The organism is Pseudoalteromonas arctica A 37-1-2 (genome assembly GCF_000238395.3).
Classification (GTDB): domain Bacteria; phylum Pseudomonadota; class Gammaproteobacteria; order Enterobacterales; family Alteromonadaceae; genus Pseudoalteromonas; species Pseudoalteromonas arctica.
Genome location: NZ_CP011025.1, coordinates 1693091 through 1704847 on the forward strand (window position 1 = coordinate 1693091; position 11757 = coordinate 1704847).

The 11757-nt window shown below is 39.0% G+C and carries 13 protein-coding genes; 11 read left to right on the forward strand and 2 right to left on the reverse strand.

From position 1 onward, the window contains the following. The first annotated feature begins 266 nt into the window (after positions 1-266). Positions 267-1004, forward strand: a complete 738-nt coding sequence (locus PARC_RS07555; RefSeq protein WP_010552594.1) for a Crp/Fnr family transcriptional regulator — start codon at positions 267-269, stop codon at positions 1002-1004. A 140-nt stretch (positions 1005-1144) separates the two neighbouring features. On the opposite strand, the gene PARC_RS07560 is transcribed toward PARC_RS07555, so the two are convergent. Further along, entirely contained in the window at positions 1145-1336 is a 192-nt protein-coding gene (locus tag PARC_RS07560; RefSeq protein ID WP_010552595.1) for a DUF2934 domain-containing protein, read from the reverse strand. A gap of 540 nt (positions 1337-1876) precedes the next feature. Here PARC_RS07560 and PARC_RS07565 point away from each other — a divergent pair. Beyond that, positions 1877-2602, forward strand: coding sequence for an HAD family hydrolase (locus PARC_RS07565; RefSeq protein WP_010552597.1), 726 nt, complete (start codon positions 1877-1879; stop codon positions 2600-2602). 174 nt (positions 2603-2776) lie between these two features. Here the strand turns inward: PARC_RS07565 and PARC_RS07570 are convergent, their stop codons facing one another. After that, positions 2777-3592, reverse strand: coding sequence for a PRC-barrel domain-containing protein (locus PARC_RS07570; protein WP_010552598.1), 816 nt, complete (start codon positions 3590-3592; stop codon positions 2777-2779). Positions 3593-4257: 665 nt separating this feature from the next. Between PARC_RS07570 and corA the strand changes: the two genes are divergently transcribed. The 9 genes from corA to PARC_RS07615 all read left to right on the forward strand — a co-directional run bounded on the left by corA (position 4258) and on the right by PARC_RS07615 (position 11754). Next, positions 4258-5355 carry a magnesium/cobalt transporter CorA gene (gene corA, locus PARC_RS07575; protein WP_225305725.1) on the forward strand — a complete coding sequence of 366 codons (1098 nt, stop codon included), beginning with the start codon at positions 4258-4260 and terminating at the stop codon, positions 5353-5355. A gap of 180 nt (positions 5356-5535) precedes the next feature. Beyond that, the gene (locus tag PARC_RS07580) at positions 5536-5775 is read left to right on the forward strand and encodes an SHOCT domain-containing protein (protein ID WP_008168384.1); all 240 of its coding nucleotides are present in this window, start codon (positions 5536-5538) and stop codon (positions 5773-5775) included. 70 nt (positions 5776-5845) lie between these two features. Further along, positions 5846-8230 carry a phosphoketolase family protein gene (locus tag PARC_RS07585; protein ID WP_010552600.1) on the forward strand — a complete coding sequence of 795 codons (2385 nt, stop codon included), beginning with the start codon at positions 5846-5848 and terminating at the stop codon, positions 8228-8230. Continuing rightward, entirely contained in the window at positions 8227-9684 is a 1458-nt protein-coding gene (gene atpD / locus PARC_RS07590) for a F0F1 ATP synthase subunit beta (protein ID WP_010552601.1), read from the forward strand. Before PARC_RS07585 ends, atpD begins: the two co-directional genes overlap by 4 nt. Further along, entirely contained in the window at positions 9659-10051 is a 393-nt protein-coding gene (locus tag PARC_RS07595) for a F0F1 ATP synthase subunit epsilon (protein ID WP_024609583.1), read from the forward strand. The genes atpD and PARC_RS07595 overlap by 26 nt, the downstream gene beginning before the upstream one ends. 20 nt (positions 10052-10071) lie before the next feature. After that, a complete protein-coding gene (locus PARC_RS07600) occupies positions 10072-10443 on the forward strand; it encodes an AtpZ/AtpI family protein (RefSeq protein ID WP_010552603.1) in 372 nt (123 codons plus the stop codon). Then, complete coding sequence (locus PARC_RS07605) at positions 10436-10765, forward strand: ATP synthase subunit I (RefSeq protein WP_010552604.1); 330 nt, start codon at positions 10436-10438, stop codon at positions 10763-10765. The genes PARC_RS07600 and PARC_RS07605 overlap by 8 nt, the downstream gene beginning before the upstream one ends. Continuing rightward, positions 10749-11438, forward strand: a complete 690-nt coding sequence (locus tag PARC_RS07610; protein ID WP_010552605.1) for a F0F1 ATP synthase subunit A — start codon at positions 10749-10751, stop codon at positions 11436-11438. Before PARC_RS07605 ends, PARC_RS07610 begins: the two co-directional genes overlap by 17 nt. A gap of 34 nt (positions 11439-11472) precedes the next feature. Further along, entirely contained in the window at positions 11473-11754 is a 282-nt protein-coding gene (locus tag PARC_RS07615; protein ID WP_010552606.1) for a F0F1 ATP synthase subunit C, read from the forward strand. The last annotated feature ends 3 nt before the right edge of the window (positions 11755-11757 follow it).

Consider the following 11757-nt stretch of genomic DNA (forward strand, 5'->3'; position numbering starts at 1 on the left):
TTTCAGTGAAGTACAGCTGGGAGTGTCGGCTTATATTTAAAGTGAATAAACGTATATAAAATAATAAAGGCACCTTAAAATTCTTTAATAAAAATAGAACAATTTTTATTATCAAAAAGCAACGACCTTTCATTTCTAGCGCCTAATAACTGTATAAACAAATCCGAGTTTATTATTAAAATATCCTGACTTACATACTTTCAAAGCCATTACTTTTAGGTTTTATTAGTTATAAGTTGGGCATATAAAAAGGAAATTCACATTAGATGGGTCAATTGAAGAACACACTGCTTAATGCTTTATCTACTGACGCACAACACCGCATGTTTCCGCTTTTAAAGCGAGTCAATTTATCCCTTGGAGAAGTTATTTATGAAACAAGTGAAAAGCTCGATTACGTTTATTTTCCAATAGATAGTATTGTTTCATTATTGTATGTGATGATTGATGGCTCATCTGCTGAAATATCAGTTATCGGTAATGAAGGGGTTGTAGGTATAGCTGTATTTATGGGGGGAGAGAGCACCCCCAATCGGGCTATTGTGCAAAGTGCTGGTACTGCTTATCGCTTACCCGCTTGTGAATTACGCAGGCAATTTAATAGCGAGCCTGATATGCGTATGCTCATGTTACGTTACACGCAATCATTAATTACCCAAACAGCGCAAACCGCAGTTTGTAATCGTCATCATAGTATAGTGCAACAACTAAGCCGCTGGCTTTTACTATCGATTGACCGTTTACCGAGTAACAATTTAATAATGACTCAAGAGCTAATAGCAAATATGTTAGGCGTAAGACGTGAGGGAGTAACTGAGGCCGCTGGTAAACTACAAAAGCTGGGTATTATCACTTATAAACGTGGTCATATTAGTGTGATAGACCGACCTCAATTAGAATCTCAGTCATGCGAGTGCTATGAGGTTGTAAAAAGAGAAACAGACAGGTTGGAGTCTTATATGGAAAAAAAACCTAACGTTAGAAAACTATCCATTATCAGTTAATATATTTTGGTATCTAATAAGTTTATTTACATAAAAATAAAATCCGGTAATAGCTTCAAAACAGCCCAGCAAGTTGCTCATTGAGCCTGGGCTTTAAAATTTGTGTATGTTCTGCTGTTAGTGGGCTTTTTACATTTAACCTACTTTGGTAGTTGTCCGTCTACTTCCTTTTCAGCCTCAAGCCAATCATTTAAGTGATTGTCACCGGTAAAGTCACGATCACTAGCTAATGAGTAAGCTTTAGCTTCAATCATGTCATGTCGGCTGAGACCTTCTTTATTCAAATTAGATTTAGTTTTTGATACTGAATTACTTGAGATGTTATTACTCATGTGATTATTCCTAAAATATTACTCGATAAAATAAAAAACTTAATACCAAATTAAAACATTGAGTGTAGTTACATTATTCTCAATCTTAAGTGGAATGTAAGCTCGATTTATCATAGTAATACCAATGTGCAATAATACTTGATCAATTTGAGGGCTTAAACCTGACGCTAACTGTGTTAAAAATTTCTGAAAAAGAACAACTAAATAACGAAATTTTTGCCTTGTTATCGACACGGTTTTCTTACCTCAAAATAGCTCACTTAATTAAGCAGATTGGTATAAAAGCAGTACTACGTATAGCTTAAAAGACTATTCTACAATTTGTATGACCGCTTTATCGTAATGGCTTTGTAATTTTGAGTCTGTGCCACAGCGAACATAAATTACCCATTATCTGTATTTATAGTAATTTTGAGAAGGTAACGAGGGTTGAATATATGAGCTTTAATAATCATTGTTTGGCGCGATACCGTACAGAGTCAATATTAATAAACTCATATAATAAAATATAAAGTACTTAAATTATTTTAAGGACAGCGCGTGCAAACAGTTCCCGATATCGTATTTTTACTGGATGTTGATAATACATTGCTCGATAGCGATACTATTTTAAGCCATTTGAAAGATTTTTTAGAAGGTGAATTTGGTTGTGAAAATAGTGACCATTACTGGTCTATTTTTGAAAAACTTCGTAAAGAACTCGGTTATGCCGACTATTTGGGCGCACTACAGTGTTATCGAATGGAACATTCTGATGATCCGAGATTGCATCTGATTTCTTCTTTTTTAATTAATTATCCATATAAAGAAAGGCTTTATCCTAACGCACTTGCTGTGATTGAACATTTACAACAATTTGGCCCCACCGTTATTTTGTCTGATGGCGATATTGTATTACAACCACTTAGAATTTTACGCTCCGGTTTATGGGATGCAGTGGAGGGAAGGGTGTTGATATATGTTCACAAAGAGCAAATGCTTGCAGCAATAAAAGAGCAGTACCCCGCTAAACATTATGTAATGGTAGATGATAAGTTACGTATTTTAGCTGCTATGAAAGCGCAGTGGAAAGATGATTTAACAACTATATTTCCACGTCAAGGACATTATGCCCACGATATTAAGCAGCTACTGACCTATCGAAAGGCGGATACGAGTATTGATAGTATAAGTGATTTACTCAACTACGGTTTTTCTTATAAAGTGGATTTAATTGAATACAATTTAAATTCAAATAAAAAATTGATGTGTATTGATGTGTATTGATGTGTATTGCTCTTATTTTATTTGAATTTTACCTGATTTTTACAAGTAACATTTGGAGGAAATATTTTTAAGTATAAAAGCAAATATCGTCCTTGAATATTTGCTTGGTAAGAGTGTTATAAAAGGCAGATTAAGACACGCTTGTTTTGGAATTTGTGCCTGTTTTAACTTTGTTTATTTTACTGTTTTAGCAATTTTTTCCCAGTATGCAGCAAGTTCATAGTGATGAAAAACAGCTGCTTCAAAGTCCTGAGTTATCTCTTTATTTGGCTCATATACCGGCGCATCTTTTATCGCTTTACGAACTAAATCAGTTGAAATTGAGTTGTCGAGCCATTGCACTTCGTAAATCCATGCTGACGGGATAAGTGCTTGATGTCCTCCCCACCAATTGCTCGTCTCAACAATTAGGTAACGAACCGCCCATGTATTTTCTTCAACTAAAAATCCTGATACATGGCCAATGTCTCCGTCTTTAGCGTGTATGTTATAGCCAATAATAGCTTTGCAACTACGAAGATTAGGATCCCCTTTTTGATCATGCTGGCTTTTTATACTTTTATGAATTAGATTTGCGCTGCGGGCACCTTCGACACTATGTTCAAAAATGTCATTGCCAGGATATAAGGAGTAGGGATATATCCCGCTTCCCCAAAAATTAGTACCGATCCAGTAGTACGGGTATCCATAGTAGTTTAGGTAATCCATTTCATGTTGTCGTGAAACGGGTTTATTAGTATCAATACCAGGACTATTTTTAACTTGGTCTTTACTGATTAAAACAGGGAAAATCTTTTCATCCCAATTTGGGTTTTGCACCGCAATAGGGGAAATTAAAACTTTGCGACTCGATAGCCACGTGCCTGTTTCTACAACAAAATAACGTATCACCCATGCTAGGTCATCAAACAAAAAATCTTTTTCTTTGCCTACAATACCGTCACTAGCAGCGATTGCACAACCTTCTAAGTCTTTCATACTACGTAACATAATAACGATCCTTTTTAGTGGGTTATTTGCATTTGTAATGCATTATTTTTGCAGTTTTTAACGCGCTTTTGCTTATCAAGTGCTTTCTTCTTATTTAGGGCACGTTTATCTTTTGAGGTTAAACATGCGCAGCCCTTTGGGTTTGTCCTAGAGCGTGAGCTGGATGCGGAAGCTTTGCTCGGTTTTTACCGAGCCCGCTAGGTTGCAAACCTTGCGCCGCGATTAAATAGCCTCTAGATAGAATAAATTTCTATCTTAAAAGGTCAACAGACCCTAATGCTTATCTATAAAAAACCATGCTTTATAAGCTGTAAAGTACAAACGATAAGTAGATTAATATTTCCAGTTTCGGCTTTTGAAAAACAAAGGTCTGTGCGCTGACGAACAAGCAATGTTATTTTTCATTGATTTTTAGGTAGCGCTATAACAAGAATAATTAGAACGTGCGAAGTGTATTTTTAAAACTGGCATTATATTTGAGTGTTAGCGCACGGACTCTATGCTTATTTTTGAGTAGCGTGGCTTTGTGACTGACTTTTATTCGCGCTGTAAGTGTTGAGAATACTCACTTTATTCAGCTAACTTTAAATAAAGTAATCGAGCATATAATGTTAATACATAATAAAAAGAGAAAGTTGGGTGCTCCAGCATTGGGGCTATATAACGTGCGCAAGTCGAGAAAACATAAATATAACACTATTTCTGGGCCGTCACCCAAAGTTGAATACGTTGCTGGTGTTTTAGCGCCAACAAGATCAAACAATGCTGTTATACGTTATATAGATTATTCAGCTAGCCGTATAGAAGCCAAAGAGGTTAGCGATATTGATGAGTTTTTAAAAACTCCCCAACCTGAGTGGGCAACGGTGAGGTGGATCCACGTGAGTAATACAGACTCTTATATTGTTGGTTTACTTCAACATCATTTCGCATTTCATACGCTCACCGCAGAAGATATTTTACATGTACCTCAGCGACCTCGTATCGAATTTTTTGACGATCATTTATTTGTTGTATTAAGCATGTTGAAGCTAGAGACGCATGAGCCCAATAATACAATCCTTGATATTGAGCAAGTTAGCTTACTTTTATATGACAATGTTTTACTGAGTTTTCAAGAAAAACCAGGAGACGTGTGGCAATCCGTTCGCGGTCGTTTGCATACAGAAAATCGTCGTATTCGCAAAAATGGTACTGGTTATTTACTTTATGCATTACTTGATGAACTGGTTGATAAATGTTTTCCGGTACTTGAACAATATGGCGATATCCTTGAGGAACTTGAAGTAACAACACTTGAAAATCCAACTCCCCACGTACTGCACCATATCCATAGTATTAAACGAGAATTGGCATTATTAAGAAGAATTGTTTGGCCTATGCGAGAGGTTATCGACCATTTGTATCGCGAGGAAGGAGGCAGAATAGATGACTCTACGCGCCCTTACCTTAGAGATGTGTATGAGCATAATATTCAAATTGTTGAAATTATTGAGTCATACCGTGAAATGGTAAGCGGTTTAAGTGAGCTATACATGTCAGCTATTTCAAATCGTATGAATGAAATTATGAAAGTGCTTACTATTATATCTTCTGTTTTTATACCGTTAACATTTATAGCTGGAATTTATGGAATGAACTTTAAATACATGCCAGAGCTAAACTGGACTTGGGCATATCCCGTTTTGTGGTGTGTTTTTATTTTGATAACGGCAGCAATGATATTTATTTTTTGGCGTAAAGGTTGGCTTAATAGAAATTAACTTTAATAGAAACAAAATTTAATAGAAACAGCAAGTATATGCTCAATAAAACAACTGCTTATGATTAACAATAATAAATGCGTACGCTAGCGAACAGAACCAATAATATCACTCACTTACACTCATTGTATTAATTGGGGTGTAAGTGTTTTGCGCTCCATATTTTAAGTGGAGATTAAAATGGGTCATGAATTTTGGAGTGAGTGGTACTCAGGTTGGGGTTGGTTTTTATGGTTTGGTATGTGGTTATTGCTCATATCGAGTTTAAGCCATTGGGGTTATAGCTACCGAACCCATAGACGCTATGGGTTAGAGTCTAATAAAACAGCAATTGATATTCTTAATGAAAGATACGCCAGCGGCGATATTGACAAAAAAGAATTCGAGCAAAAAAAACAGGACATAACTACCACTGCGTAGTTAGTGCGCTGGCTAATCCTCGCCATGCTCTTATATAGAGCATGGCTTAAGCATTTTTGGATGCGACAAGATGGAAACCCTGCATATGATTCTTCCTTCATTAACATCAAAAGAATTAGAGTTAATTGACGCATATTGGCGTGCCACGAATTACCTGTCGGTAGGTCAAATTTATTTATGCGATAACCCACTTTTAGAGCGCCCACTGATACTAAGTGATATTAAAAATATGTTGCTTGGGCACTGGGGAACAACACCCGGGCAAAATTTTATTTATGCGCATTTAAATCGTGTTATTAAAATACACGATCTAAATATGATTTATGTATCTGGCCCAGGGCATGGCGGGCAAGCTATGGTTGCTAATACCTATCTTGAGGGCACCTACAGTGAAATTTACCCTGATATAAGCCAAGATAAAGCAGGTATGCAAAAACTGTTTTTACAGTTTTCGTTTCCCGGTGGCATTCCTAGTCATGTATCGCCCGAGTGTCCTGGCTCGATTCATGAAGGTGGCGAGCTGGGCTATTCTTTGAGTCATTCGTTTGGAGCTGTATTTGATAATCCAGACTTAATAGTTGCTTGTGTGGTGGGTGATGGTGAGGCAGAAACAGGGCCTATTGCAACTGCATGGCATTCTAATAAGTTTCTTAATCCTATCAGTGACGGTGCTGTTCTCCCTATATTGCATTTGAATGGGTATAAAATTGCCAATCCTACCGTTTTAGCGCGTATTACCCATGAAGAATTAGAGCAATTAATGTTTGGTTATGGCTGGAGCCCTATTTTTGTTGAAGGACATGAGCCTGAGCTAATGCATCAGGCTATGGCTAAAGCACTTGATGTCGCAATACATCAAATAAAAAAAATAAAAAAAGATGCTCTCGATAATAACGATCCAACTCGTCCACGTTGGCCAATGATTATCCTCATTTCACCTAAAGGGTGGACGGGTCCAAAGCTCGTAGATGGTTTTCAGATAGAGGGAACATCGCGTGCGCATCAGGTTCCTATTTCTAGCCCATCAGCTCATCCAGATCATTTGCAATTATTAGAAAGCTGGCTGCGTAGCTATCATCCAGAAACACTTTTCGATTCACAAGGGCGTTTATTACCAGAGCTTGCTGAATTGGCCCCAACGGGGAATCGCCGTATGGGAGCAAATCCTCATGCGAATGGTGGGTTGCTGCTAGAAGATTTACATATGCCTGATTTTCGCGATTATGCATGCGAAGTAATCTCTCCTGGTATACGCGGAATTGGTGATACCAGAGTTTTAGGTCCATTTTTGAGAGATATAGTTGAGCTTAATGACGAGCAACGTAATTTTAGAGTATTTGGACCCGACGAAACAGTATCCAATGGTTTAGGTGCACTGTTAGAGGTAACCGATAGACAGTGGAATGCAGCAACCCATAGCAACGATGAGCAGCTTTCGCCTAGTGGCAGAGTAATGGAAATGCTGAGTGAACATCAATGCGAAGGTTGGCTTGAAGGATATTTATTAACCGGCCGCCATGGTTTGTTTAATAGTTATGAAGCGTTTATTCATATTATTGACTCGATGTTTAATCAACATGCTAAATGGTTAAAAGTGGCGGCAGGGTTACCATGGCGTAAAAAAATAGCTTCACTTAATTATTTACTGGCATCGCATGTATGGCGACAAGATCACAACGGTTTTACCCATCAAGATCCGGGTTTTATCGATCATGTTATTAATAAAAAAGCTGAAATTGTGCGCGTTTATTTACCGCCTGATGCTAACTGCTTGCTGTCGGTAATGGATCATTGTTTGCGAAGTCGTCATTACGTTAATGTAGTTATTGCAGGCAAACATCCTGCTCCGCAATGGTTAGATATGGTGGCAGCTGTTAAACATTGCGAGGCAGGGATTGGCATTTGGCAATGGGCGGGTAATAGCGTAGATGCAACACCTGATGTGGTGATGGCTTGTTGTGGTGATGTGCCAACATTGGAAACTATGGCTGCCGTTATGATTTTACGCGAGCATTTTAGTAATCTTAAAATTCGGGTTGTTAACGTGGTTGATTTGATGCGTTTACAGCCTAATACCGAACATCCTCACGGGTTAATCGCAGAGGATTTTGACACTCTGTTTACTATTAATAAGCCGGTTATTTTTGCATTTCATGGCTACCCTACGCTTATTCATAGGCTTACGTACAAGCGTAATAATCATCATAATATTCATGTTCGCGGGTATAAAGAAGAAGGCACTATTACAACTGCTTTTGATATGACGGTATTAAACGAGATTGATCGTTTTCATTTAGTGTTAGACACACTGGAACGCCTGCCAAACTTGGGTACAAAAAGAGACGCACTAAAAAAACAGCTTGAAGAAAAGCTTATTGAGCATAAAAAATATATTAATAAGCATGGGCAAGATCTCCCTGAAATTCGTAATTGGCAGTGGCAGGCGCATCAATGAATTTTGTAGCTCAATCCACGATTAGTAAATTTGAAAATCTCGGTACAATTACCGCTATACGCGGCAGCGTAATTGACGTGCGTTTTGACACAAAGCTACCTGCGATTAATTCAATGCTTAGTGCTGGCGAAAATAAACAGTGTATTTTTGAAGTGCTAGAGCAGCGCAATGAGCATCATGTAAGAGCAATTGCGCTCACGCCTACACAAGGACTTGCGCGTGGCATGGAAGTTGTTGACAGTGGTGGACCGTTACTTACCCCTGTTGGTAAAGGAACCTTATCGAGAATGTTTGATGTGTTTGGTAACACGCTTGATGGCGGTGGTGAGCTTAAAGATGTTCAGTGGCGCTCTGTACATAATAAGCCAGTGCCATTAACCGAACGGTCAACTCAATCAGAGATTTTTGAAACCGGTATAAAAGTAATTGATGTGCTGGTGCCGTTAGAACGTGGTGGCAAAGCGGGATTGTTTGGCGGTGCAGGTGTTGGAAAAACAGTGTTATTGACTGAAATGATTCACAATATGGTGGGCAAGCACAAAGGTGTTAGCCTATTTTGTGGCATAGGTGAGCGCTGCCGTGAAGGCGAAGAGCTTTATCGCGAAATGAAAGACGCGGGCGTTTTGCCAAACATGGCGATGATTTTTGGGCAAATGAACGAGCCACCTGGGAGTCGTTTTAGGGTGGGGCATGCAGCTTTAACTATGGCTGAGTATTTTCGTGATGATGAGCAGCGAGATGTGCTGTTGCTAATCGACAATATATTTCGTTTTATTCAGGCAGGCTCTGAGGTATCGGGCTTAATGGGGCAAATGCCTTCAAGGCTTGGTTATCAGCCTACTATGGGCACAGAGCTTGCCGGCTTAGAAGAGCGAATTGCCAATACACAAAATGGTGCTATTACTTCTATTCAAGCGGTGTATGTACCTGCCGATGATTTTACCGATCCGGCCGCAGTTCATACATTTTCTCATTTATCGGCTTCTATTGTGCTCTCTCGTAAACGCGCTAGCGAAGGATTATTTCCGGCTATAGATCCCCTGCAATCTAATTCAAAAATGGCGAGCCCCGGGGTTGTGGGAGAGCGCCACTACTTACTTGCACAAAAGGTACGTAGCACCTTAGCGCAATACAATGAACTCAAAGATATTATTGCTATGTTAGGGCTTGAACAGTTATCAGTTGAGGACCGCAACATTGTTGGACGCGCAAGGCGTTTAGAGCGTTTTCTTACTCAGCCATTTTTTACAACAGAGCAATTTACTAGTTATAAAGGCAAACTTGTTAGCCTTGATGATGCGCTAGATGGGTGTGAACGCATTTTAAATGATGAATTTAAAAACGTGCCAGAGAGTGCACTTTATATGATAGGTGCCATAAGTGAGGTCAGAATAAAATCCACAGTAAATAATAATGAGGATACAAGCGGTGACGCAAACTCAGATACACCTTAAATTATTGCTGCCGTATGAGATATTTTTCGACAGGCATGATGTGACTCATGTTGTTGCCGAAACAAGCGAAGGATCGTACGGATTTTTACCCAATCGCCTTGACTGTATTGCGCCTCTAACCCCAGGTATTTTGACATTTAATTGCGAAAAAGACGGTGAGATATTTGTAGCCGTAGATGAGGGCGTATTAATTAAAACAGGAAACACTGTGCTGGTATCGGTGCGAAGTGCCATATTAGGTACTGATCTGGCGACACTTCGCAGTGCTGTAGATAAAGAGTTTTTGGCACTCAATGAACAAGCACAACAAGTAAGAACAGTAATGGCTAAATTAGAAAGTAGCTTTTTAAATCGTTTTCGACTTTAACCACTAAAAGCTATTTATTTATGACAAACAAAAAAGACGACCTAGGTTCAAAAGACTCACAAAGCAGTTCATCAACACTTGCAGAACAAGTAGAAATAAAAGCCCAGCGTAAGCTAAAAGCAAGGCTTAACTCTCATCAAAAAATATGGTTTGGTTTAGGAATGATGGGCCTCATTGGTTGGTCGGTTGCAGTGCCTACCATACTTGGTGCAAGTTTAGGTGTGTATATAGATTCGTATTATGAAAGCGATCATTCATGGACATTGGCTTTATTGGTGGCGGGTTTAGCACTTGGGTGCTTTAACGCGTGGCACTGGATGAGCAAAGAAGACAGCGCGATACATCAAGATCAACACGGTGATAATCAGCAAAAGGATGACGAAGATGCATGAGCTAGTCGGCGTATTAATTATTGTTAGTGTAGGTCTAATGCTTGGTGCCTTATTTTTTGGTGGCCTATGGTGGACGGTGCAAAAAAGTATGGTATCGACTCACCCAGCGCTATGGGTTGTGCTGAGTTTATTTATACGCATGGGAATTACTTTAAGTGGCTTTTATAGTGTGATGACGAGTGACTTATTATCAAGATCTTGGTTGCAATTACCACTGTGTTTATTTAGCTTTTTGATAGCCCGTTTTATTACCACTTATGTTACCCGTACTGCATCAACCTCTCATTTAGCAAAGGTGACACATCATGCACCTGAGTCCTGATACGGTTATTTATTGGCAAAATGGTTTTTTAAAACTCAATGCAACCATCGTTTTCACTTGGGTTTTAATGTTGGTTTTGGTGATTAGTTCGATATTGATAACCCGTAAGCTTTCAACCACGTTAAAGCGTTCTCGTTGGCAAAATTTTTTAGAAATTATAGTAACGGGGATCACACAACAAATTGAAGACGTAGGCTTGAATGACGCTAAAAAATACCTTGGCTTTTTAGGCACACTGTTTTTATTTTTAGTAACCGCGAGCATGTTTACCATTGTTCCGGGTTATGAGCCACCCACGGCATCGTTATCGACTACAGCAGCACTGGCGCTCACCGTATTTATTGCAGTGCCTTTATTTGGTATCAGTGAACAAGGGCTTGGCAATTACTTAAAATCTTATATGGCTCCTACTTTTATTATGTTGCCATTTAATATTATTAGCGAATTATCACGGACACTTGCTCTGGCTGTGCGGTTATTTGGCAACATGATGAGCGGGGCAATGATCATTGGCATTTTGTTAACCATTACACCCTTTATATTCCCAATCGTAATGACGGCACTGGGTTTGCTTACAGGCTTAGTACAGGCTTATATTTTTACTATTTTAGCCGCCGTTTATATTGCTGCGGCTACGCGCTCAGTAAAACCAGCCAAACAACGAGTTAATTAATCACGTATTTCTACACATCATACTTGGAGAGAACATGGATAGCATGACAATGATAGCAATGGCATCAATCGTTATTTCAGGAATTACAATTAGTTTTGGTTGTTTAGGTCCATCGCTTGGCGAAGGTAAAGCAGTAGCAACGGCATTGAGTGCATTAGCACAGCAACCTGATGCATCAGCAACTATTACGCGCACGCTCTTTGTAGGCCTTGCGATGATTGAATCGACCGCAATATACTGTTTTGTCGTGTCGATGATTCTTATTTTTGCCAATCCGTTTTGGAACTACGCTATCGCACAAGCTGCAGGAAGTTAAACC